Source organism: Rhizobium sp. 2YAF20, from assembly GCF_052114685.1.
Lineage (GTDB): Bacteria > Pseudomonadota > Alphaproteobacteria > Rhizobiales > Rhizobiaceae > Rhizobium.
In genome coordinates this window covers 66,052-91,104 of sequence record NZ_JBFRFF010000015.1, presented here as the reverse complement: position 1 = coordinate 91,104, position 25,053 = coordinate 66,052, and the positions used below count along the sequence as shown (strand labels likewise).

General features: G+C 60.2%; 14 protein-coding genes and 3 pseudogenes. 16 read left to right on the top strand and 1 reads right to left on the bottom strand.

Going from position 1 to position 25,053, the window contains the following annotated elements:
• Nucleotides 1-392 precede the first annotated feature (392 nt).
• The 3 genes and pseudogenes from AB4Z52_RS18325 to AB4Z52_RS18315 all read left to right on the top strand — a co-directional run.
• A pseudogene (locus AB4Z52_RS18325) lies at nucleotides 393-684 on the top strand (transposase); the annotation flags it as partial.
• A 138-nt stretch (nucleotides 685-822) separates the two neighbouring features.
• Entirely contained in the window at nucleotides 823-2,367 is a 1,545-nt protein-coding gene (locus tag AB4Z52_RS18320) for a Fic family protein (protein ID WP_442219342.1), read from the top strand.
• Between the two features lie 54 nt (nucleotides 2,368-2,421).
• A pseudogene (locus AB4Z52_RS18315) lies at nucleotides 2,422-2,994 on the top strand (IS701 family transposase); the annotation flags it as partial.
• 320 nt (nucleotides 2,995-3,314) lie between these two features.
• On the opposite strand, the gene AB4Z52_RS18310 reads toward AB4Z52_RS18315, so the two are convergent.
• The gene (locus AB4Z52_RS18310; RefSeq protein ID WP_442219341.1) at nucleotides 3,315-11,777 is read right to left on the bottom strand and encodes a GH36-type glycosyl hydrolase domain-containing protein; all 8,463 of its coding nucleotides are present in this window, start codon (nucleotides 11,775-11,777) and stop codon (nucleotides 3,315-3,317) included.
• A gap of 319 nt (nucleotides 11,778-12,096) precedes the next feature.
• Between AB4Z52_RS18310 and AB4Z52_RS18305 the strand changes: the two are divergent.
• The 13 genes and pseudogenes from AB4Z52_RS18305 to AB4Z52_RS18245 form a co-directional block, all read left to right on the top strand.
• Nucleotides 12,097-12,241 (top strand): annotated as a pseudogene (locus AB4Z52_RS18305) (IS3 family transposase); the annotation flags it as partial.
• Nucleotides 12,242-12,527: 286 nt separating this feature from the next.
• The gene (locus tag AB4Z52_RS18300) at nucleotides 12,528-12,977 is read left to right on the top strand and encodes a DUF805 domain-containing protein (protein ID WP_442219340.1); all 450 of its coding nucleotides are present in this window, start codon (nucleotides 12,528-12,530) and stop codon (nucleotides 12,975-12,977) included.
• A 3-nt stretch (nucleotides 12,978-12,980) separates the two neighbouring features.
• Nucleotides 12,981-13,736 carry a hypothetical protein gene (locus AB4Z52_RS18295; RefSeq protein ID WP_442219339.1) on the top strand — a complete coding sequence of 252 codons (756 nt, stop codon included), beginning with the start codon at nucleotides 12,981-12,983 and terminating at the stop codon, nucleotides 13,734-13,736.
• Complete coding sequence (locus AB4Z52_RS18290) at nucleotides 13,729-15,003, top strand: hypothetical protein (RefSeq protein WP_442219338.1); 1,275 nt, start codon at nucleotides 13,729-13,731, stop codon at nucleotides 15,001-15,003. Before AB4Z52_RS18295 ends, AB4Z52_RS18290 begins: the two co-directional genes overlap by 8 nt.
• Complete coding sequence (locus tag AB4Z52_RS18285) at nucleotides 14,990-15,946, top strand: AAA family ATPase (protein ID WP_442219337.1); 957 nt, start codon at nucleotides 14,990-14,992, stop codon at nucleotides 15,944-15,946. Before AB4Z52_RS18290 ends, AB4Z52_RS18285 begins: the two co-directional genes overlap by 14 nt.
• Nucleotides 15,947-17,266, top strand: a complete 1,320-nt coding sequence (locus tag AB4Z52_RS18280; protein ID WP_442219336.1) for a DUF58 domain-containing protein — start codon at nucleotides 15,947-15,949, stop codon at nucleotides 17,264-17,266.
• The gene (locus AB4Z52_RS18275) at nucleotides 17,263-18,342 is read left to right on the top strand and encodes a stage II sporulation protein M (RefSeq protein WP_442219335.1); all 1,080 of its coding nucleotides are present in this window, start codon (nucleotides 17,263-17,265) and stop codon (nucleotides 18,340-18,342) included. Before AB4Z52_RS18280 ends, AB4Z52_RS18275 begins: the two co-directional genes overlap by 4 nt.
• Nucleotides 18,339-19,229, top strand: coding sequence for an RDD family protein (locus tag AB4Z52_RS18270; protein ID WP_442219334.1), 891 nt, complete (start codon nucleotides 18,339-18,341; stop codon nucleotides 19,227-19,229). The genes AB4Z52_RS18275 and AB4Z52_RS18270 overlap by 4 nt, the downstream gene beginning before the upstream one ends.
• Before the next feature lie 645 nt (nucleotides 19,230-19,874).
• Nucleotides 19,875-20,792, top strand: coding sequence for a 3-oxoacyl-ACP synthase III family protein (locus AB4Z52_RS18265; RefSeq protein ID WP_442219333.1), 918 nt, complete (start codon nucleotides 19,875-19,877; stop codon nucleotides 20,790-20,792).
• A gap of 5 nt (nucleotides 20,793-20,797) precedes the next feature.
• On the top strand, nucleotides 20,798-21,781 hold the full coding sequence (locus AB4Z52_RS18260; protein WP_442219332.1) for an NAD-dependent epimerase/dehydratase family protein: 984 nt from the start codon (nucleotides 20,798-20,800) through the stop codon (nucleotides 21,779-21,781).
• On the top strand, nucleotides 21,778-22,596 hold the full coding sequence (locus tag AB4Z52_RS18255; RefSeq protein ID WP_442219331.1) for an MBL fold metallo-hydrolase: 819 nt from the start codon (nucleotides 21,778-21,780) through the stop codon (nucleotides 22,594-22,596). Before AB4Z52_RS18260 ends, AB4Z52_RS18255 begins: the two co-directional genes overlap by 4 nt.
• A 2-nt stretch (nucleotides 22,597-22,598) precedes the next feature.
• Nucleotides 22,599-23,897 (top strand): F390 synthetase-related protein, encoded by a 1,299-nt coding sequence (locus AB4Z52_RS18250; RefSeq protein ID WP_442219330.1) that lies wholly within the window; start codon nucleotides 22,599-22,601, stop codon nucleotides 23,895-23,897.
• On the top strand, nucleotides 23,894-25,045 hold the full coding sequence (locus AB4Z52_RS18245) for a hypothetical protein (RefSeq protein WP_442219329.1): 1,152 nt from the start codon (nucleotides 23,894-23,896) through the stop codon (nucleotides 25,043-25,045). Before AB4Z52_RS18250 ends, AB4Z52_RS18245 begins: the two co-directional genes overlap by 4 nt.
• Nucleotides 25,046-25,053 lie beyond the last annotated feature (8 nt).

Sequence of the window (25,053 nt, the reverse complement as noted above, 5' to 3'; positions counted from 1 at the left end):
ACGACGGACCTTAGCCAGTGGAGAAAACTCTCACATAGAGTTGGCTCCGTTTGTCTGAACAGCTTTCGGCGTTTCGCTAAAGGGATGTCCGCCTCGATTATGCTGCTGCCTTCATTGGCACCAGCGTGTTGAAGTAGGCCTGCCCCGGGGCTGCCACGCTCGGGAGAGCTGCTTGCAGCACGGTCGCTATGATGCGGGAGTTTGTGGCACATTGACCGCATTGCGGTCTATGGGTGATATTCCTTTTTAATCAAATACTTAAGTTCCGGACGAGACCTTATGCGACGTTATGAGCACAGACCGGGAACCCATATCCGGGGAGACGCACGAACACGAGCGAGGCAGCGGAACGGGGCAAGTTTCAGTTCCTGTTTATGCCGGACTTTCCGGACAAGGTGCTCAATGCGACCTGGCAACGATGCCGGGTTCACTTCATGAGGAACGCCGTGGCGCATGCTGGAAAGAGCAGGCGGCGTGTCGTTTCCGCCTTCATCGCCACGGCATTTGCCCAGGAGACGCCGGAGGCAGCGAGCATCCAGCGGCGCAGCGTTGCCGATCAGATCAGACCGAAAGTGCCGAAGCTTGCACCATCTCATGGACGAGTCCGAGAGCGATGTGCCGGCCTATATGACCTTTCCTAAGCAGCATTGGGCCAAACTTCACAGCACCAATCCCATCGAGCGGCGTGATCGAACGCCGACTTGCTCTCGGACCTGGTGATTGGTGTTCACAATAGGAAGGAGAGGTGATAGTTTTGCGCAAGTTGTGAAGGACTTTCACAGTCGGGTCGAGACCAAGTGATCCAGTTTCGCGGAGGCGTTGATGCATGAATGGCCTACGCAGAGTGTGAGGGATTTTCGCGGACGGCCGCTGCCTGAGCCCGGTGAACCGGCTGGCTATGCCGCGATCATGGCACGCTACGATCTGATCTTGCCGCCGCCTATACGAATGGCCGCAATAGCCGAGCGACATCATCCGACCTCAACCGAGGCGTGGCTGATGCTGACGCCCCGATATCGTCCACAGCCCGAACTTGGCGCTCATCTTGTTTTTGCCTTCAGATATGAAGGCGTCGATCTCCAGGTGTTATCGGCTCTGTTCCAGATCATTGAGACTGACGAGATCGAAGCGATCATCCGGGCGACGCCAACTGGCGCTTTCGCGCGTCGCCTCTGGTTCCTGTACGAGTGGCTGACCGATCGGCAACTCGATCTTCCCGATCCCGGGAAGGTGCGGATGGTGCCGATCCTCGACCCGGATCAGCAATATGCACTGGCTGGAGGCGATCCATCTCCGCGGCACAAAGTCTCGAACAATCTGCCGGGCACGCCGGCATTCTGCCCTCTGGTTCGCCGGACGCCGGATCTCGTCGCGTTCTCGCAAAAGGCGCTCGGTGAACGGGCACGCGAGGCAATGGGTCGCGTCCGTCCCGATCTAGTAGCGCGGGCCGTTGCATTTATTCTGCTCAACGATTCTAAGTCCTCCTTCGCCATCGAAGGAGAGCGACCATCAGGCCAAAGGGCCGCGCGGTGGGGCCAGGCCATCGCGCAAGCGGGCGTGCGTCCGCTCAGCCTCGAGGAACTCGATCGCCTTCAGCGCATCGTCATAGGCGACGCCCGCTTCGTGCGTCTCGGCCTTCGGGACGAAGGCGGTTTCATCGGCGTACATGACCGAGACACCAACATGCCCATCCCAGATCACGTCAGCGCGCGGCATGAGGATCTGGGAAGCCTGGTGGGTGGCCTCATCGCCTTCGCCGACCGCGCCACTCGGGGTGCCATGGACCCAGTGGTGGCAGCAGCATGTCTCGCATTCGGCTTCGTCTACATTCACCCCTATGTGGACGGTAACGGGCGCCTGCATCGCTGGCTGATCCACCATGCCCTTGCCGCCGCTTCCTACAGTCCTCCTGGCCTCGTATTTCCAGTCAGCGCGGCGATCTTGCGCAACATCGATCGCTACAGAGCGGTGTTGGAGTCCTGGTCGACGCTGCTCCTTCCCTTTATCGAATGGCGTCCGACGGTCTCGGGCAATGTGGAGGTGCTGAACGACACGGCCGCTTTCTACCGCTATTTCGATGCCACGGCGCACGCGACATTCCTCTATGCCTGCGTCGAACAGACAGTCGAACACGACCTACCGCAAGAGGTTCGCTTCCTGCAGGCGTTCGATATCTTTTCCGAAGGGGTCCAGCAGGTCGTCGACATGCCAACGGCTCAAGCTGAACTGCTACACAAGTTCCTTGACCAGAACGACGGCCGGCTGTCGCAGAGGGCGCGCACGAAGGAGTTCGCTGCACTGGACGACGCCGAGGTCGAAACGATCGAGGCGCTCTATGCCGACGCATTCCAGCGAGACCGGGCGTGACCACCGCTTTCGCGTCTTTGTTCCCGACCAGAAATAGATCTAGTCGCCTTCACCTGGGCAGTCGGCATTCCCAAGCATCAGAAGGTCTACCCCCATGATGTCGCGTTGATCTTTCCTGTCTCCGGTCATGGAAGGCCACGCAAGCATTCCATCCCCGACACCCTATCGACCGCAGCTGAAACGATCCTGGCAGACGCAACCTGGAAGAAGGTCAGTTGGCGTCGTGGCACGAAAGGTCGATTGACCGCGCGCTTTGCTGCCGTCCGCATACGGATCGCTGATGGCAGTCCGCAACGTATCCTCGACAAGGGACAGCAACATATGCCAGGCGAAGAGGCGTGGCTGGTCGGCGAGTGGCGCTCAAACGGCGAGCGCAAATATTATCCGTCCAACCTGCCGGCCGAGACGGCATTGAAAGAGCTCGCGGCCGTCATCAAGGCACGATGGGTCTGCGAGCAGGCCCATCAGCAGATGAAAGAGGAACTCGGCCTCGATCACTTCGAAGGCCGATCATGGCAAGGCCTTCACCGACACGCGCTGATGACGATGATTGCCTATGCCTTTCTGCAACATCAGCGCCTGCACAAGGCAAAGCGGGAAAAAAAGGAAGAGGCACGGACCGCCTAAGCAGACCCTGCCTGCCATCCGAAGTGCGGTCATAGCTGCACTGGTCCAGCACCAACCACCTCAACGATGTCCCCATTGCCGAATTAGGTACCAATCCGGGTCAAAACAGAATCTGCCAAAGTAGTGCTAGATCATGTTTCGCTTTGGCGCGTGCAAACTGTTCCTGAAAGTTCGCCTGCACGCGCCGGCATTCCCACCTGCGAAAAACATTATTGGCATTGTAGCGATAGCCGGATTGAAAACCATCGCCGCCCACCGCCCCCTTAAGTTCTGGTCGACCTGGCGGACATCAATTTATTTCAATGCCCGGCGCCCGACATTCATGCTGCCGTCCCGTCTACAACCACCGACAAAGCGCTCGGTCCAGCCGAGCGGGAAACCACGACGTGGTGGCGTTTGCCGGCGACGGTAATTTGGGCTTCAAACCCAGGCCAGTCGGACGGGAGGGCCGGCTCTACCCGAAGGACACCGTTTTCCACGCGCAAGCCGAGTATGCCCTCCAGGGCCACCCTGTATAGCCAGCCGGCCGAGCCTGTGTACCAGGTCCACCCGCCTCGGCCGCGAAGCGCGCCTTCGCTATACACGTCGCCCGCGACGACGTAAGGCTCGACGCGGTAGACGTCAGCATCCGACTTTTTTGACGAGTGGCTGATGGGGTTCAGCATTCGCAAGCACCGCCATGCATCATCAGGGCGGCCCATCCTGGCCAAAGCCATAACTGCCCACGCCGCGGCATGAGTGTATTGCCCGCCGTTCTCGCGAACCCCTGGAGGATAGGCCGCAATGTTGCCGGGATCACGGGGTGGATTGTCGAACGGCGGGGTTAGCAGCCGGATGAACCGGCCCTCGTCGTCGGCGAGCCTTTCCAGCACGGAGCTCATCGCCAAGTCGCTTCGGGCCGCATCGCCTTCGCCGGAAAGCACGCTCCACGACTGCCCAATCGAATCGATCTCGGCCTGGACGGACTGGCTGGAACCCATCGGCGTGCCGTCGTCGTAGTAGGCGCGTCTGTAGTATTCGCCGTCCCAGCCACTCGTCTCGATGGCCTGTTTAAGTTTCTCCAGATGGTCCGACCAACGGCTTGCCCGCTGCGTGTCGCCACGTTTGACGGCAATCCCGATGAAACTGCGAAGCGTACCCGCCAGGAACCATGCGAGCCAAACGCTTTCGCCTCGGCCCTCTACGCCGACCCGGTTCATCTTGTCGCACCAGTCGCCGCCCATCATCAAAGGCAGGCCGTGGTTCCCGGTGCGTTTGATCGCGAGGTCAAGTCCAAGGGCGGCGTGCTCGTAAAGGGAAGCACCGTCCGAGGAAACGCGTGGCTTGAAGAAGGCGTCGTGCTGGCCGGGACTGAGTTCAGCGCCTTCGATGAAGGGTAGCGTCTCGTCCAGGAACGCTAAATCGCCCGTTGTCCTGCAGTACTGCTCGATTGCGTAAGCGAACCAGACGACGTCGTCCGAGATGTTTGTCCTGACGCCCGCGCCGCTTTCGTTCAACCACCAGTGCTGGTAGTCGCCTTCCCGGAACTGACGTCTTCCCGCATTAAGGATCTGCTGCCGTGCCAGCTCGGGCGAATGGGTCAGCAAGGCGATCGTGTCCTGCAGCTGATCCCGGAATCCCCATGCTCCGCTTGCATGGTAGAAGGCGGCGCGAGCCATGATCCGGCAGCCGAGTGTCTGGTAGGGCAACCACGTGTTAACCAGAAAGTCGAGGCTCTTGTCGGGGGTCGAGATCTGCGCCCGGCCTGTAAATTCAATCCAGAAATCACGGGTCTGCTCCAGGACTTCATCGAATCCGGCAGATCGAACGTCGGCAAGCAACGACTTGGCATCGTCCCGCGACGCGGTATCGCTCATGTAGAAGCAGACGTCCCGCTGCTCGCCTGGACCGAGGTTCAAGTCGAAGGCCATGGCTGCCGCCGGGTCTCCGTCAAGCTCCATGGAGTCCGACAGTCCCGAGCCCGACGAAACTGCACGCGGCTGTTGGATCGTGCCGTGGCGACCGATGAACTCCCGTCGGCTGCCGGAGACGCTGCCAGGTTTCTCGCTGCCAGCGAACGTAGCGACGCGCGTTGAGAAATCGACGCTGAACGGGTTGCTCGCGAAAATCGCTCCTATGCCCGCGTCGAAGTCGGAGACGATGAACGGCTTGGTCTTGGTTGGACTGTTGCCGAGGATCCACTCCGCATAGCCGTAAAGTCGAAGTTTGCGCGGCTCGGCCGACGTGTTGCGGACGCGGACACGCGTCAACTTCACCGGCTTGTCTTTGTGCACCGTGTGCGTGACCTCCATGTCGATCTCATCGTGGGCGGTGGAGAAGATGGAGTAGCCGAGGCCGTGGCGCGTCTCGAAGCGCTGCTCGGGATTCTGTGACAGCGACGCGTAGGGAGCGATGGTGGCGCTTCGGTCTAGATCCCTGACGTAGAAGGCCTCGCCTGGCCGGTTGATGACGACGTCGTTGGTCCACGGTGTCAGTTGGTGGTCGCGTGAGTTTTGGCCCCAGGTGAAGGTCGAGCCTTCAGCCGAGATGCCGAATCCGAAGTGCTCGTTTGCGACGACATTGATCCAAGGGTGGGGAGTGCTCTGTCCGCCCGATTGCCTTACTACATACTCACGTCCGTCTTGCGTGAAACCGCCGTAACCGTTCCAGAACAACAGGTCGCCTCGATCTTCTGCCGCGGCCGGAACCACGTCCCGGCGCATCCTGGGAACCAGGGTTGAATCGCCCCATTGGCCGAGCAGGGCAGGCGTGCCCGAAATCGTCAGGGCGTGCTCGAGCTGCTCCCTCAAATTTCCGTCTCGCCCCCGCAGTACGACCCGCGAGGTGGCTATGATGGCGTCGTAGGTGCGCGGCTCGGTCATGTCCCTGCGCAGGACGTGAATGATGCGCTGAATGCCAGCGGTTTCGCTCGCGTGTCGCGCGGCGTCACAGAGCTGGTCGATCGTGCGCTGCATTTCCTGCGCCTCTTCGCGGCCGCGCTCGTTCAGGACAACGAGTTCGGTCTCAACCCCTCTCGACTGCAGGAATCCCTGCGCCCGCAGCAGTTCCTTCAACAGGTCCGTTCCCAGCCCGTCCGTAATGCGCAGCGTGACGATCGGCATGTCGCCCGACAGCGTTGCGCCCCACAGAACGGACTGCGGCTGCAGGCCATCGCGAATGGCCTTTCCCGCGGCCCGCATGCCCATGTCGGGATAGATGAGATACCGTGCGAACCGCTGGTAGGTTGCGGCCTCCTTGGAGTTGATGCCGACCTGGCGAAGCTGTCCCTGCGTCCTCGTCCAGGCCTGAATGAGGCCCTGGTCGAAACTCTCTGGCTTGATGCAGTGCTCGACCGCAGCGTCGAGTTCAGCGCGGCCGGCGGCCGCAATGGTCCACAGCACCAGGCTCACCTTCCCCCCGGCTGGCACGCGCACGACGCGGCGCAGTGCGGAGCAGGCGTCCATTGTGAACCCGTCGGTGCCCGACAGAACCGCGCCGGAATCGAACGCCGCGGCTTCCGTCAAGGTCCGTCCCCGGCCCAGGAAGCGCATTCGGTCGGTTTCGAATTGCGTTGGGTCGCCGTCTTCAGACGTGTCGACGAGGAGTTGCGCGATTGCGATCTCCGGGTCGGTGACCTCGCGTTTCTGGCGGTGGATGAAGACCGCGTTTCGCCGACGGTCGATCTCGGTCTTGAGAAACATGCGGGCAAAGGCCGGATGTCCGGTGTCGGCGATGTCGTGGGCTGCGACCGGCTCCATGTAGGACGTGACTTCGACAAAGCGGTCCTCGCCACCACTGTTGGAAAGGGTCAGCCGACGACCTTCGGCATCGTGGTCACCCGCGACGAAGACTTCGACTTCGCTGGTCAACTGGTCGACCGTCTTCGTGAATTCCGCCTTGTCGTCGCTGAAGCTGACGCGGACGTTCTCGTTCGCGATCGACCGCGGCTCCGAGGTCGTCGACCACCACTCGTTGGACGCGGTGTCGCGAAGGAAAATGAAGGTCCCCCAGCGGTCCTCAGTCGGGTCTGCGCGCCAGCGGCTGATCGAAAGGCCGTTCCACCGCGCATAACCGGAGCCGGTCGCCGTGAGCATGGTTGCGAAGCGGCCGTTGGATAGCAACACGACCTCCCGCTCCCGAGAGGCAGGGTCATCGACGCGCCGGACTTCCGGCCGCATCAGGTCACTTTGAATAGTCGCCGGTGCGTCAGTCTCGTGTTTGGAGGCCATGACTGGAATGTCGCGGGGCGGCTTTTCCTGCAGAAGCAGCTCGCTCGCCTCGATGACGGGGTCGGAGTGGAAGAGTTCCCGCAGAATGCCGTCGAACGCGACGTTCGCGATTGCGGCAATCGACATGCCGTGGTGGTGGGCGTAGTAGTTGTAAATGACCACGCATTTCTTGCCTTCCGGAACGCGCGTCGGCGTGAAGTCGACGGCATCGTGGAAGCCGTACATGCCCAGCGCCCCGACGGCGCGGAGCCGGTTGAGGTTTTCCAGTGCGGCCTCAGGCCTGTACTGGCTTGCAAGGATAGAAGCATAAGGCGCAATGACGGCATTTTGGCCAAGCCCGCGCTTGAGCCCCAGCGTGGGCACCCCGAAATTACTGTACTGGTAGTTCATCTGGTGGTCGCGGGCGTTGAAGGCGGCCTCCGAGATGCCCCAAGGGACGCCGAGATGCCGCGCGTAGTTCATCTGCTCGGTGACGATCAGGTTGTTGGTCTGGTTGAGAATGCCGCCCTGACGCTCCTGCATGACGAGCGGGGGCATCAGGTATTCGAACATCGAGCCCGACCAGGAAACCAGCGCGCCGCGCGTACCGACGGCAACGACGTGACGGCCCAGCTTGTACCAGTGTTCGGTCGGAAGATCGCCCTTGGCAACTGCGAACAAGCTCGTGAGGCGCGCCTCAGAGGCGAGCAGGTCGTAGCAGGCAGCGTCGACCTCCTGCGTCTCAACACGAAAGCCGATGGAAAGGAGACGGCGCTCAGGACGGTAGAGGAAACCGAATTCCATGCCGAATGCGATGCTTCGGGCCCGCTCCGCCACCTTTGCCAGCCTTTCGCGGACAAGCTCGACCCTGGTGTGGTCGAACTCCGCGTCCGTGCGATGGGCCTCGCAGACCAGCACGAGCTTCTCTGCCCAGTGGACGACCTCGCTGCTGCGCGTCGACTTGACTTCACGGTCCAGATTAACGGCGAGCTGCCGGATCTCCTGAGCCAGTCCGAGAAGGCCTGCGACGCCGATCGAGGCAAGCTCGCGCTCCTTGATGGCTTTGGAAAGCGCTTTTTGAAAGCCGGCGGCCAGCTGGTCCAAACGGGCCTGCATCGATCGGGCCAACTTGCCATCCTCGGAGAGTTCGGCGAGTGATTCGCGCAAAATGGCGGCGACGTCCCCCATTCCCTCCGCATTCCCGCCCAAGTGCGCGGAGGGTGCATCCGCCCATGCGCGGCATGCAGAGGCGACTGCGATGAGATGCCCGGCAAGATTTCCGCTGTCGACCGACGAGACGTACTTGCGGCCAAGCGGCTTCAAGGTGTCGGTGTGATACCAGTTGAATAGGTGTCCGCGATACTTCTCGAGCCTTTCGGTCGTCTCGATCGTCTGCTCGACACGCAGGACTGCCTCCTCGAAAGATATCCAGCCGAAGCGACGCGCCGAGACGACGGAGAGCAGATAGACGCCGATATTGGTCGGCGAGGTACGCATGGCGACGACAGCGTGCGGCGTTTGCTGGACGTTGTCCGGCGGCAGATAGTGTTGCGCAGGCACGACGAAGTGGTCGAAGTACCGCCAGGTGCGGCGTGCGATCTTCCTTAGCTCGGCAAGAACGCCCTCCGGCACCTGGAGACGGTCTTCGGTTTCGGCCGACTGGCTGACGTACCAGGCCGCCGCCGGCGACAGGATCCAAAGGACCGCGAAGGGAACGCCGACCAGGAAAGCATTGCCCCCTGGCAGGGCAGCCAGAGCGAGCGCCAGAAGCGCCAAGACCGGTGCATGCCACATGACGCGGTAGTGGCCAAGAACAGTGGTCTGCGCGGCGGCCTGCGCGGTTGCTGCCGTGCGCCACTGCAGCATCAGCTTACGGCTGACGAGCAGGCGGTAGAGCGCGCGGGCGATCGCGTCCGCCATCATGTAGGCGGTGTCCGCAATGAACACGATGCGCAGAGCGACCTGGGCGTTTGCGTCCTTGAGGTCGTTGAAGACGGTGTGGAGGTGCGCCTTCGCGACGATGTCCGTGGACCGCGGAAGGATGCCGTTTATCAGCGAAAGCGTCGGGGCGACGAAGAGGCTGAATATGAGGAGCATCTGCCACAAAAGCGCACCCAACGGATCGAGCCAGTACCAGCCAAGCACTGACGCCGCAAACCAAGCGATCGGGGTGAGCGAACGGCGCAGGTTATCGAACATCTTCCAGCGTCCGAGGTCGGTCACGCCGAGCGCAGGATCGAAGATGTAAGGTAGCAACTGCCAGTCGCCGCGTGCCCAGCGATGCTGGCGCGAGGCTTCGACCTCGTAGCGGACAGGGAAGTCCTCGACGAGTTCGCAGTCGGTGACGAGCGCGCAGCGCGCCATCGAGCCCTCGAGCAGATCGTGGCTGAGGACGGCGTTCTCTCGGATCTTGCCTCTCAGCGATGCCTCGAACGCATCCACATGGTAGAGGCCCTTACCGGTGAACGTGCCTTCGCCGGTAAGGTCCTGGTAGACATCGGATACCGCGAACACATAGGGGTCGAGACCTCGGTTGGACGAGAAGATGCGCTGGAAAACCGACGCGTCCTTGCCGGTCGTCAGCGACGGGGTGACGCGCGGCTGCAGGACGCCGTACCCGCTGACGACACGCTTGGTCGCCGGATCGAGCACCGGTCTGTTCACCGGGTGGTGGAGCTTTCCGACCAGCTTGGTCACCGTGTCGCGCACGAGGCGCGTGTCAGTATCAAGCGTCATGACGTATTGGACGCCGTTCGGGACGGTGTTGGCACCAGGCAGGAAGGTGGTGTCGCGGTCGCCCCGCAGTAGCAGGTTGAGCTCGTGCAGCTTTCCGCGCTTTCGCTCCCAGCCCATCCAAGCGCCTTCCCCCTCGTTGTAGAGCCGGCTGCGGTGCAGCAGGTAGAAACGCGCATTGCCACCGTCGGAGTATCGCGCCGAGAGCTTCGCGATCTCACCGCGCGCATAGTCGAGCACGTCGATATCCTGTTCCGTCTCCTCAGAAGCGCTATCTGGCCAGTCACTCAAGAGGGCAAAATAGATTTCGCCGCGCGGGTTCGCGAGGTAGTGCACCTCGAGACCGCGAACCAGCTCGTCCACGTGATCACGGCTCGCGATCAGGCAAGGTATGGTCACGAGAGTGGAAGCGGCCGCCGGCACGCCCTTCTTGAATTCGTAACCGATGAGCCGCTCGGGCTGCACGAAGTAGGTGAATACGAAGTTGAAGAGACCAGTGGCTCCCTCCGAGGCGGGGAGCGCGAACATCAGAAGCAACACGATCGAGGCCAATCCTCGAACGCCTGCCTGCTGAAGGCCATAGTCGACGGCCAGCAGCGCGATCGCCGTCAAACATAGGACCGGCACCGCGACCGCCGCCCAGTTCAGCCGGCGAAACGAGCGCATGAAGTGAAGTCCGAAGGGCGTCCGGTAACCGACCGCCGCCTCGAGCGCCGGCCGGCCCGACCCAGTGAAGTAGTAGCCGACGTTGGCGGAGGGGGAAGATGTCGCCTCGCCGTCCGCTTCGCCAGCCTTTGCCAGGCGCAACGCCTCAAGCGCGATCTCCATTTCCGTCTTGCCGCAGCGCTTGGCGAGCTTCTCGATCTGCCGTCGGTAGGCGTTGCGCGAGGCGGGGTCGAGTTCGGCATAGTCCGACGCCGTCAACAGCAACTTGTCGACCTTGCTCACCTCTTCGACCCACGCGGACCAGTCCGTGTCGTCGATTTCTCGAAGGCTTTTGATGATGCTGCCCATCAGGGCGTTGCCTGCAGCCAGCCGACCCTGTTCGACCGTCACCAGTGCTTCGGCGTCAGTTCCGGCAGCGGCAAGCCGCGCGTCCAGCCACCGGAGCGCGGCGTCCGTCGGCTCGACCGCATTGCGCAAACGATAGTGGAGCTGGGTCACGAACGTCGTGTCACTGAGCGACTGCGCCTCCGCTTCGAGCGGCGCGGGGTCAAGGCCGCCGCCGAGGGCGATAACGCGGTCGGCAAGATCACTCGCCTTGCGGCGCATCTGTCTGCTTTCGTCTATCTTGGTGGCGACGTGCCGGAGGTTGTCTATCAGAACGTAGCGGACGAGGGACGGAAATGCCCACAGCTCTCCGATGCGCAGCCCCTCCACGGCCTGAAACCCCTCGACGGCGGCCGCCATCCCGGCCGTGCTGACATTGCTGTGCGAGTGTGCCGCGTAGAGCCACGCGAGCGCCAGTGTGCGCGGGATCTTCACTCCGTGCAGCGATATTGTGCGCAACTCGCTGTAGAACTTCCTCGGGAAGTCCCTGCGGATCTCCTGTATTGCCTCCTCGACGATATAATGGTTGTCGAGCAGCCACTCGGTCGCGGATGTTATGGTCTCACCAGCGTCAACGTCGGCGGCGGCAGCCCGGTAGACGCGCAGGATTTCCCTCTCGTTGTCGCGGTGTCTGCGAAAAAAATCGAAGCCTTCGAAACTTGTTACGTCCAGGCTGCGGCTCGTAGCGAGCAGGGCGGCGCGGGCCTCCAACTGCTCGTTGGACATGAGCAGCGCACGGACCCCGTATTCGAGGTCGGCGAAAGCGGCGGCCGGCGTGGTCTCGGCCAAATCGTATGAAGTCTGGTTTTTCATGGCATCCAATGGGTGGGAAAGTCAGCAGGAACAAAGAGGAATCTTATCGGACGTAGACGTCTTCTTCTCGTGGACCGCCGATGTCTCGGCGTTGCGGGCTGTCGCGACGGCTGCGCCACCGCTCTGGCTTAAGCCTATCGTGCGAAAAGTGAACTCAAGATGAACTCGCCTGCCGGCTGAGATGGAAAAATGCGCGGTCCTCAGCCGCAGGTTTTGTCGACACGGGACGGCTGCCACTGGAAAAGCTGTGATCAAGCCGTGGCGCGCTTGCTGTTGTGGTGATGCCAGATGGTATCGATCACAAGACTTTGGTCAGCTCTGCGGGGCCATCGACTTTGACCGGTCGACTTATCACTACAACCTCTCGCCGTACCGATCAGGCCGCTCGCGAACGTCGTATCCGCGAGATCTACGAGACGTGTGTGCGATATGGCCGCCGCCGTGGGCACGTGCTGTTGGAGCGCTAGGAAGGTCCCGGAGCACCGCCGCCCTTATTGAGCTCGATGATCGTTCGACCCGCAATACTTCACCGAAACAGCTGGCGATGCCAAGCGTTTGGTACCCAAACCGGCGTCTGAATGGGATTTAGTAAGTTCGCGCTAACCAAAAAAGCGTTAAGGGCGATCCGCTTATTGCAATTCTAGCGTTCAAACTGTACCTGTTGTTCGCTTAGGATCACCCTTGTACCAGGACAACGTTGGGACTGACGACAGCGGCGCGTCCCACAAGACAAAACGGAGCCCCAAAAAGATGGGATTTGGTGAAGCTGTTCGGACGGTTCTGACATTAAAATACGCTACATTTTCCGGTAGGGCCTCTCGTTCGGAGTTCTGGTGGTTCCAGCTATTTTATTGGTTGGTACTCGTCGCAGTAGCGCTTGTCGCAGGTTTGGTGACCGCTGTTTTTTCTGACCGGCATGCCGGACCGTCGCCACTAATTATTGCTATCGCAGCTGTGGCCGGACTTTTCGCGCTCGCAATGTTTTTGCCGCAGCTAGCCCTTCAAGTTCGCCGCTTCCACGATCGCAATATTTCAGGTTGGTGGTACCTCGGAGTGCTAGTCTTAAATTCTGTTCCCTACATTGGCTTTGTTTCGGGCATTGCGCTCATTGTTATACCCTTGTTTAGGGGCACAGAGGGACCAAACAAATTCGGCCCGGATCCATTGCGCCCCGAAGCGACCGCGGAGGTCTTTGCCTAAAGCATGTTGATCCGCAGCGTCGGCCTGCTGATGTTGGGCCTATTTTTAACCACATCGGCTCAATTACAGACTGCGCGGGCTCAGGGCGACGGCACTGAGCCCGTTGGCAGGAATGATCACCCCACCAGTGCGGTCGGCGCTGAATACACCTCGCAATGCTTGCGGAATGGTTTGCGCTGCACACTCGTCTACGGCGAGACGGCTAAAGCGGCTGAAGTAGCACCGAATGCAGCATCATCGTCAGACAGGCCATTATTAAGCCCGCAAGAACCGATCGTAACCGGGCCGCTGGCTATTGTCGTGGTGCTCATTGGGCTCGGGACAATCATCGGCTTGTGGATGCGCTTCGGAAATGGCGGTGTCTTGCTGTCGCCAGCTCCGCGCGAACTGAAGCAGCGCCAGGGAGAGGCGCCAGAAAACTGGCATTCCTTCGCAAATGAAGCGGGAGAACGGCCAAACGAGTTCCTGCAACGGATCGCGGCAATGGAAGACCGACGGCAGGCGCTCGTTCTGCTTCTGAGGCATTGTCTGCTTCAAGCCGCGGACGTCACGGGAACGCGGCTTTTTCGCTCTGACACGGAACGCGCGGTTCTCGGTCGCCTGCCGGAGACCATGCCCGGTCGCGACCATCTCGAAAATCTGCTGATCGAGGCGGAACTCGTTCACTACGGTGGCCGCGTTCTGGCCGAGAGCCAGTTCACTGCCCTCCTTGCCACAGCACGCGGGTTCCTTTCGAGCGGCAGAATGGCCAATGCGTAAAGCTGGCCTCATAGCATTCCTCGGCCTGCTGCTCGGACTGGCAGCGTGGGCGCTATTTGCGCTGTCGCGGGATGGCGACTACGATCGCTCACCTCTCGGTTACAAGGGGCTTCAGCTGTGGCTGCAAGCCAAAGGAATAGCTGTTATCCGGTCCGATGCTCATGTCACGCGGGCGCGTTCCGAAGTCTCGCTGCGCATCCAGCCTTTGCCGACATCGCAACGCGATGCCACCAAGACGCAGCCCGGCGATGGAAAAACCAGCGGCCGTTTGGAACCGTGGATCTACGGGGCAAAGCTCTACGAGCGGCCGACGCTGATCATATTGCCAAAATGGCGCGATAGCGTGTTGAACGATGGTCTAGCGCAGGAGTCCGGGCTGCTGCCATTTGCCGATCTCTATCGCGATCTCGCAAGGATCTACCTTCGAGATCTGCATCTCAAGCGACTTGGGCCAGAATTTGAAGAAGCACAGCTAACTCTGGTACCAAACCAGACTGAAAAGGTAGCCTTATATCGGGCGCAATTGTTCGACCGCTCCGCTCTGCCAAGTCATTGCACGGAGCTTGCGGGCATGCAGTCGGGTGCCCTGCTTTTGCGTTGTCAAAACAGCGTTACCATTTATCTCTTGTCGGATCCCGACCTGTTGAACAATCATGGGCTGGCTCTGGCCAGTAATGCCGCCTTCGCCGTGTCGATGATCAGGAATTTACGCGGAGCCGGTGAGACACGGCCGATTTATCTGGATACAAATGGCCAACTCCTAGATAGCGAGAAACCGACTAGTGAGGGCCGGACCTATCAGCGCTCCGCCACCGATCTGAAGCGTTTTTTCGCCTACCCGCTGTCAGTCGTCTGGGGAACAGTCCTGGTCATCGCGGTGATATGTTTCTGGCGGGGAGCCTATCGGTTCGGGCCGCCTTTGGATGAGAGATCTCCCAACATTGAATTATCAAAGACGGCGGCGATCGAAGCCACGGCGCGACTGCTACGCCTGTCGGGCAACGACGGCCGAATGACAGCACAGTTCGTGCAACATCTGCTTGCGGACAAGGCGATATTGCTCTTTGGACACGGAGCCGGAAATCAAACGGGCGTAGAGCGGATGTTTCAACGCCTGGCGCATCGCGATCAGGCATTGGCGGATGCATTGCAATCGGCGGCTCAGGCGCTGATCGAACGAGGACATGTCATGACGCGGTCAGACCTACATCGCAATCTCGAAACATTCAGGAAATTGATAGGGAGCACCGACCTTGGATCTAGGTGAATTTCGCAATCTCATCGCCAAGGTTCGTGGCGAAATCGGTAAGGCCGTGCAAGGGCAGGACGCGCTGATCGACCTCGTTCTAATCTCGATCTTTGCCCGCGGGCACTGCCTTGTCGAGGGCCCTCCCGGCACGGCCAAAACCCTGCTTGCCCGCGCCGTTTCCGCGGTGATGGAACTGGAATACCGTCGCATCCAGTTCACGCCCGACCTGATGCCCGGCGACGTTCTGGGTATCAACCTCTTTAATTTCCAGACCAATCAGTTTCATTTGACCAAGGGCCCGGTTTTCACCGACATCCTCCTTGCCGATGAAATCAATCGTGCACCGCCGAAGACGCAATCTGCTCTGCTGCAGGCGATGAACGAGCGGGTGGTCACAATCGACGGCACCGACCATTTTTTGGGGACGGATTTCTTTGTGCTTGCCACGCAGAATCCGATCGAGCAGCAGGGTACTTATCCCCTCCCTGAGGCACAGCTCGATCGCTTCCTCTTCAAACTCGTCGTGGATTTTCCCGACCGCGCTACTGAAATCGCCATTCTATCCAAACATGCGAGGCAGGCCCTGCAATTGGATCTGCGCAATGCCGGTATTCGGCCGCTCGTCTCGAGCGCGACACTCGCTGCGGGTCGAGCGCTGATCGATGAGATTCATCTGGACAGCGCTATTCTTGCCTATGTCGTCGACTTGGTGCGCGCCACGCGCTCCGATCCCGACATTCTGCATGGCGCATCCACTCGCGCCGCTGACGCCCTTGCATCGGCAGTCAGGGTGCGTGCCGCTTTTGAAGGCCGAGATTATGGGCTGCCGGATGATGTACAGGCGTTGCTTGTACCAGCGCTGCGTCACCGCATCGTGCTTTCACCCACGGCCGAAATCGACGGCCGGACGGCAGGTGAGGTGCTGCGCAATATCCAGAATCGCATGGACGCGCCCCGTTAAATGCGGCCGTCGTCACACCTGATCGCTCTTGTTCTGATTTTAACTGCGGTGACCGTCATCACCAGCGTGTGGTGGCCTGACATGAGCTTGCCACTGGTCTGCGCGTGGCTGGCGCTTTCGGCATTGGCAGTCGGCGATCTGGCATTGTCGGTCTTATCGCGCCGGATGAAAATTGAAATCGATCTACCGCCACAAGGCTTTGTCGGACAAACGGTGCAGCTCACCGTCGACATATCGCCGCAGAAGCGCTCACTGCCTGTCAAAATTGAAACGCGCCTCGATCTCGCTCCCGAACTTGCTGTTTCTGAGAGCAGGTTGTCAGGCGCCACCTCAGATGCCGGAGGCAAGCACGCGAAGACCTCCATAGATCTTCGCCTGACGCGACGGGGACAATACGCGGTACACAACCTCTGGCTAAAATGGCCGTCGCGATTGAGGCTGCTCGACATTATCGCATGCATGCCAGTCCAGAAGGACATCACCGTTGTGCCCGACATATCGCCCGTGTTGTCGGGGGCGATACAGGCCCAGATACTGCCGCTCGAAGCCGGCCAGAAGGATTTGCGGCTGCGCGGCGAGGGATCGGAATTCCACCAACTGCGTGAATTTGAAACCGGCATGGATCCACGCAGCATCGATTGGAAGCGGTCCGCCCGAATGCGCAGTCTGGTTGTGCGCGAGATGAGGGCTGAACGGAACCATCAGATCATATTGTGCGTCGATTCCGGACGGCTCATGGCCGAACAGTTAGCCGGATTGCCGAAGCTTGATCGCGCCATCAATGCGACACTCGCAATGTGCTGGGCGGCAGGGCTTGCCGGAGATCTGGTTGGGTTTTACAGCTTCGACAGCCGCCCGCGTCTGTTCGTGCCGGCCTTACCTGGACGATCCGCGTTTCCACGCTTGCAGACGCTTTGCGCGCAACTGCGTTATGAAACCCAGGAAACCAACCACACGCTAGGACTGACCCACCTAGCCGGACGGCTGAAACGGCGTTCGCTGATTGTGATATTTTCCGACTTCGTGGACAGCATCACCGCGGAGCTAATGATCGAGAATATGCAGGTTCTGGTCCGACATCATTTCATCGTCTATGTCGCGTTGCGCGATCCCATGCTAGCCAAGCTTACGGAGCCAGAGGAGATGAATCTGGACACTGTCGCCCGTTCTGTGGCGGCGCGCCAGATCCTACAGGAAAGGCGCGGTGTACTCGAAAAGCTGGCGCGTTTGGGGGTCCTTTGTCTCGACAGCACACCGGAAGCTCTGACCGCAGACCTCGTGGCGCGCTACATCGAAATTAAATCGCGTGAGATGATATGACTGATATCGTCATCGATGACAGGATAGACATGAACACAACGGTGAACGTCGCTGCGACGCAGAATGACACGCTTCGTTCCGCGCGATTTCGGATAGAACGCGAGGCACACTGGCGTCGTCTGGACGAGCTCGTGACGCGTGCGGAAAAAGGCGGCACAATGGTCTTGAGCTACGATGAAGTCCGGGATCTTTCCGCAGGATATAGACAGGCGATGAATTCGTTGAGCGTCGCGCGCGACATTTCTCTGGATCGTGCCTTGATTGGCTATTTGGAAAGTCTTGGCGCGCGCGCTTACCTGGTCGTATATGCCCCCCAGGAAAGCCTCGGCGGCCTGACGACCCGTCTGTTGACACATGGCATTCCGCAGGCGGTGCGCCGATCGGCCCTGCCTCTGTTTATAGGTTTCCTGGCACTTATTTTGGGGGCGGTCGCCGGATATAAGCTGTGTGTTAATGATTCCAGCTGGCTCTATACCTTCGTACCTCCGGAAATGGCCGATCAGCGCACGCCGGATGCATCAGCCGACTATCTCCGCTCTACGATCTACGGCGACGAGCGACATGGCAGTGAGAAGTTGGCCGCATTTTCCACATTCCTCTTCTCCCACAACACATCGATCGTAATCCTGATCTTTGCGTTGGGTATTTTCCTGTCGGTACCGAGCTTCGTCCTGACCTTCTATAACGGTTTGATGCTGGGCGCGTTTTTCGCGATGTTCGATCAAAAGGGGTTGGGCTATGATGTGTTCGCATGGCTCTCGATCCACGGAGTTACCGAGCTTGCGGCAATTGCAATTGCCTGCGCAGGCGGTGCAAGGCTTGGACTGGCCGTCCTTCTGCCGGGCCTACGGAGCCGCAGGGAGGCATTGCGCCATCAAGCACATGATGCGATTAAGCTCGCCATTCTAGCGGCGCTGATGCTCGTGGTGGCAGCGCTTATTGAAGGATTTCTTCGCCAACTCGTACAGGATCCGACCCAGCGCCTGATCATTGGCTGGGGGATGGGCGCCTTCTGGGCGAGCTGGCTGCTATTTGCAGGTCGCGAAAACAAAACTTTACACGGGCCTTTGCAATGAGCCAGCGTGTTCAGGGCGACAAGCGGCTAGAACAATTCATCCCGCCGGAAGGCGTGCCGATCAATTTCGCAGTCGCTTCTCTCGGAACGCGTTTCGGGGCGCAGTGTCTCGACCTCATCTTCACCTTTCTCCTGGTGTTTGTTTGTGCGATCGCCATCGTCTCCGGCGGGTTCCTGCCTCCCGCAGCCGAAATGACGTTGATGATCTTGTTGGCGTTCTTGATACGCATTCCCTACTATGTTCTTTCAGAACTCATCTGGAATGGGCGCACGCTCGGAAAAAAGATAACGGGCATTCGCGTCATCAACGTAAATGGGCGACGCCTCACCCCACACCAAGTCACTGCAAGAAACCTCATGAAGGAGGTGGAGATTTTCACTCCCCTATCCTTGGTTTTTGCCGCCGGCTCGATGCCGGCGTGGGAAATCGGTCTGACGATCGCCTTGGTTCTAGTGATCTTGACCGTCCCCCTGGCCAATCGGCGCAGACAGCGGCTTGGTGATATCATTGCCGGGACTTTGGTGGTCGATAATCCGCGTTCCGTGCTGCTGTCCGACCTTGCAATATCGGCTCCGACGACCGTATCGTCGCAGGCGGAGTTCGATTTCCTCCCGGAGCATCTCGATGTGTATGGGAAATACGAGTTGCAGACGCTTGAAGACGTGCTTCGCGACCCGACAAAAAGCTCAAACAATGAGGAGATCGTACAGATCGTACGAACTATTGTCAGGAAAATCGGGTATCGGGACACCGTCAAGCCCGGCCAACAGCTGCTTTTCTTGACAGCCTTTTATCGGGCTCAGCGCGAGCATCTGGAGACGTTGAGGCTCTTTGGTACGCGCCGCGAAAACAAATTCTACCAAGCCGAAAAGGAGGTCGGGGGTTAGAGCAACCGAAATTTGTCCTTCGGACTGGAGAACCGGGTCTTTCCAAATCCCATGCCGAGCGATGTGTTCGTATGGGTACGGTTTACAATGCGCACGTAATTTGTGACATCAATCTGCACGGCCGAGCTTCTGCAGGATCGACGTATCCAGAATCATGGCTGTCCGAAGTAAGCCTGGGCTGCCTCTAGTACCTCATCAACCCGATCGTGCTTCAAAAGGTCGATTGGCTTGTTTCCGCCGAGAACAGGATTTGCCCTACTCAACCAAAGCCACGCCACTCTTGGATTCGGGATCAAAGCGTTGATAGCAGCAGTGCCGCCCTCGGGAGGGCCGTTCGTTTTGATTTGGCCTCTATCGCATCACCAACGGCATTTCTGTCGAACCCCTATGCGATTCTACAAGAATAATTCCAGAAGGGCGGCGCCTTCCAATCTAAGAGCCCTGAAGGCACCAATATCCTCATATCCACGCAGCGGTTGTGGACGCAGTGAAAATTTGGGCTTTCTGCGCATGCAAATATGATACAGCAACGAAACCTGATTGCTGACACCAAGGACATCGATGCCCTCCACATTTCGAGGAATGAAGATCGTTGGCTCCGGGTGCGCCGTGCCGGAAACGAGATTACTGTCGACAGAAATCGACATGCGTCTTGGAGAGGCCCCAGGCTGGACTGAACAACATGTCGGGATAGCGTCGCGCTATATTTGCCAGATCGAAGACCAGATAGATCTTGCCGAAATGGCAGGCGGGCAAGCAATGGCAGCCGCTGGGTGTGCGGCAACCGATATCGACCTGCTGATTTTCGCAGCCGCCGTCCCCTATCAGTCCATCCCCGCAACCGCACCGCTTCTCCAGAGAAGGCTGGGCATTCCCGATGGGCGCTGTGCAGCCTTCGACGTCAACTCGACCTGTCTTAGCTTCCTGACAGCGAGCGACATAGCAGCCTCATTCCTCGCAGGCGGCAATTACAAGCGCTGCCTGGTCGTCTCCTCGGAAATTGCGTCCCGTGGCCTACCCTGGGAGACGGATCCGCTGGTTGCGTCACTGTTCGGGGACGGTGCCGCGGCCGCCCTGTTCGCTCCGGGAGACGGAACGGCGGGCGTCGTTGCTGCTCGCATGGAAACCTATCCATCTGGCTACGAAGACTGCGCGCTGGGTGCCGGGGGCACGCGATATGACTTTCATAGAGATCCCGAGGCGTTTGCGCGCCACACGGTGTTCGAAATGGATGGACGCGCGCTTTTCCGCCATACGCTTTCCTTTTTCGAACAATTTCTCGATCGCCTGCTCAGCGCTGCCGGTTGGCGACGCGATGAGGTCGACCTCGTCATTCCGCATCAGGCAAGCCCCGCCGCCCTGTCGCATCTGGCCGACCGATGTGGCTTCGGTTCGCAGTGCATCGTCAACATCATGCGGGATCACGGCAATCAGATCGCTGCGTCCATCCCGACGGCCCTCGATCTCGCCCGCTCATCGGGTCGACTGACCGATGGCATGAAGATGCTGATGCTTGGCACCTCGGCGGGGCTGTCGTTCGGCGGCCTTGCCATGATCGTTTGATTTCCATGCGCGTGATCGTCAGCGGTGCGACGGGGTTTCTGGGAGGCAGGCTTTGTGCCCTATTGCGCGAGGACGGCCACGAGGTGGTCGGCCTCGGCCGAAATGCCGAGAAGGGTCGTCATCTGGAGACATGCGGAACGCGGTTCGCCAGCATCGATATCACTGTATCGCCAGGCGCGTCCGTGCTGAGAGGACTCGGCCACGCGGATGTCTTCGTGCACGCGGCCGGGCTCTCTGCGGCCTGGGGCTCGAGAGCCGCTTTCCTGGGGGCGAACGTTGCGGGCACCCGCCATGCGCTGACGATGGCCAGAGCGGCAGGCGTTCGCCGCTTCGTCTTCATCTCTTCGCCTAGTGTCGCCTTCCGGTATTCCGATCAGGCGGATATGTGCGAGGACACCCCGCTTCCCAGGCCCGTCAACGCCTATGCAGAAAGCAAGCAAATTGCCGAACGCGATGTGCTCGCTGCCATAGATCTTTCCCCAATCATCCTGCGGCCGCGCGCCATCTACGGCCGCGGTGACGTGGCGCTACTGCCACGCCTGATCAGGGCGGCGGAAAATGGCCCGCTTCCTTTGCTGCGCGGCGGCCGGGCTTCCACCAATGTCACCTATGTCGACGATGTGGTGCTGGGGATCGTCTGCGCGATGGAGGCACCGCGCGAGATCGCTGGCCGGACCTACAACATTGCCGGGGATGAAGCGCTGCCGTTGCGCGTCATTGTCGAAAGTGCGGCGGCAAACGCCGGGATTGCAGTGCGGTGGCGGGCCATTCCCTGGCCCTTGGCCGTAAGCGTGGCAAGGTTGGCAGAGGCGGTGGCATTGCTGCGGCCAGGCAAGCCGGAACCGGTGATTACCGCCTATAGCCTCGGCATTCTTGCCTTCACACAGACGTTGGATATCTCCGCGGCGCGGCGGGATATCGGCTTTCAGCCGCGAGTCCGCTTCGAGCAGGGGTTGGTGCGAACGTTCGGCGGAGGCGTCATCCGGTGAGCAATCCCGTATTCGTCAACGGCGCCTTCGTGCGGACGCCGGAGCGCTTGGTTCTCCGAGGTGGTCGATGGACGTTCGTCGATATCCAGGTGCGCTACGGTCTGTGGCATCATCCGCAGCTCGGACCGGTGCTGATCGACACAGGATACACAAAACGTGTCACCGAAGGCCGCACCCGTAGTCTGACCGTGAAACTCTATGGCGCCATCCTCAGGCCACGCCTGATCGAGGAGGCCTCCCCCACAGCAAGTCTGCAGAGCCGCGGGATCGGGCCGGCGGATGTCACCCATATCATCGTCACGCATTTCCATGCCGATCACATTGCCGCTCTGGCCGATTTTCCGAAAGCCCGGTTTCTGGCGGATGGCGCAGCCTACGAGAAGCTGTCGCGCATGAGCCCTCTGCAGAAACTGCTCAACGGCTTTTTTCCCGATTTGTTGCCGACGGATTTTCGCGAGCGGTTGATTTCGATCGACACCCTGCGATCGGTACCGCTGCCCTATGATCTGGGCAGCGGTTACGACCTCTTTGCCGATGGCTCCTGCCTTGCCGTGCCGCTGCCCGGCCATGCGCTCGGGCATTTCGGGCTGCTTTGGCAGGACGCATCGCCGCCATTGCTTTACGCTACCGATACGCAATGGCTGCTACGGGCAATTACCAACGACCGAGCGCCGTCAGGGCCGGCGCAGCTGATTTACAGCGACCGACATGCGGCGGTGACCTCGATGGAAAAGGTCAGGCGGTTCGCCGGCCAAGGCGGCAAGGTTGTGCTCTGCCACGAGCCATCCGATGACCCTGCTTGTGGCGAGGCCTGACAATGAGGTTCGCATTTCGTCATCTACCAATCCTCAGGCTGGTCTCTTCGTTTGTGCGTACGCGCCTACTTACAAGACGCCTGAAGACACGAGCCGACCTTGAGACCTGGCAACGACGCTGCATCCACCGGTGGCTGCGCGATACCGTCGGTTCGACGGACTATTATCGCGGTCGAAACATCGGAGGCCTTGATGACTTGCCGATCGTCGACAAGACGATCGTGATGGGGGCTTTCGAGCAGTTCAACAGCGCCGGACTATCCAGTGCCGAAGGCTGGCGGATGTTCAACAGCGGCCAGCAACGTCAAGGATATGTAGTCGGGGCCAGCACCGGCACGAGCGGTAATCGCGGGCTGTTCGTCATTTCCGATGACGAGCGGTACGAATGGCTGGGCGTGATGCTCGGCAAGCTTTTGCCCGCGTTTCCGCTCGAAACAGCACGGATCGCGCTGATCCTGCCGCTGCACACAGCGCTTTACAACTCCGCCAATCGGACGCGACGGCTCGATCTCAAATTCTTCGATCTGCGTCGCGGCGTGCCGGCGATCGCGCCGGAGATTGTCGGCTTTGCACCGGACACGATTATCGCGCCGCCGAAAGTTTTGCGTTGGCTGGCCGAACAAGACCGCACGCTGGCGCCGAAACGACTCTTCAGTGCCGCCGAAGTTCTCGATCCCATCGACCGCGACATCATCGAGAAGCGGTATCAAATGCGGCTCGGCGAGATCTATATGGCGACCGAGGGCCTGCTTGCCACCAGCTGTGCCCATGGCACCTTGCATCTGGCCGAGGACGTCATGCATTTCGAACTGCAGCCGGTGCCGGATAGCGACCTCGTCTCACCGGTCATTTCCGACTTCACCCGACAGACGCAGGTCATCGCCCGTTATCGAATCAATGACCTGCTACGCATGCAAACGGACACCTGTCGCTGCGGCTCGCCGCTTCGCGCCGTCGCAGAGGTCGCCGGCCGCAGCGATGACATTTTCGAACTGCCGCGGGCAGCGAGCCGCGGGACGGTCCCGGTCACGCCGGATGTGCTGCGCAATGCAATTCTCGATTCAGATCGAAGTATCACGGATTTTCGCCTCATCCAGGCCGACCACAACGAACTGCGCTTACTGCTACCGGATACGGTTTCACCGGCCGCCGCAACCGCCGCTGAAATGGCACTCAAATGGCTGCTGCAGGGCATCGGCACCCAACCCCTGATCTCAGTTGAGCGGGAGAGTTTGTCGCCGCCGACCGCCAAGCTTCGCCGGGTTGAGCGGCGCTGGTATGGGGCAAGGAGCAGCGAATGAAGACAGTTCTGGTTACCGGCGCACGTGCACCCGTCGCCCTGCATTGGGCGCGGCTGCTGCACATGGCGGGCCATCGTGTCATCCTTGCCGACAGCCACCGCTTTGCGATGGCGCGGGCAACCCGTTTCAAGACCGCCTATGTTCGCCTGCCACAACCCCGCAATGCACTTGCAGCCTATGCCCGAGCGGTCGAGCGCATCGTCCGTGAGCATGGTTGCCACTTCGTCCTTCCCACCTGCGAGGAGATTTTCTTTCTAGCGGCGGCCCGTGACCAAAATGGCGCGGAGATCCCGCTTGTCGCCCCGTCCTTTGCGCTTCTGGCACAGGTGCACGACAAATATAGGTTTGCCATGATGGCCAGGGGGTTCGGTGCGGATCCGCCGGAGACGGCGTTGCTTGTCGATGCGACCGACCTCCGCTCCTACCTAGCAGTAAGCCAAGACTTCGTCTTCAAACCGGTCTGGTCGCGATTTGCCGAGCGAGTCATGATCAGGCCTAAATCCGCGGATCTCGATCGACTTGTGCCCTCCCCTGCTGACCCCTGGGTGGCGCAGGCCTTCCTGCCCGGAGAGGAGCTTTGTTGCTGGGCATTGGCGAAAGACGGTGAAATGCAGGCGCTGCAGGCTTACCGGCCGCTCTACAGGGTGGGAAAAGGCGCAGGTCTCGCCTTTGAGCCGGTCGCCAACCCGCAAATCCGACATTTCGTGGCCGGCTTTGTTGCTGCCAACGGCTGGACCGGGCAGATTTCCTTCGATTTCCGCCACGACGCGCAAGGCCGGCTGTCGGTTATCGAGTGCAATCCACGAGCAACCAGCGGCTTGCACTACTTCGGTGCTGCAGATGGTTTGGCAGACGCGGTGGTTGACGGTGGTCCGGCTGAGGCGTCGCTGACCGGCCCGATGACGCTGCCGCTGGCAATGCTCTGCTACGGGTTGCCGGCGGCAATCCGCAAAGGTGCACTCCGACAATGGTTGATCGATTCGCGCAACATGGGTGATATCGGCGCTTGGCCCGGCGACCGTCCCATGCTGCAGGCGCAATTGCGGGCGCTGGCCGAAATCTTCTGCGTAGCAGCTTTGAAACGCATCGGACTGAAAGCTGCGGCGACGGCCGATATCGAATGGAACGGCGAACCACTCGACGGATAGTTAGCCTG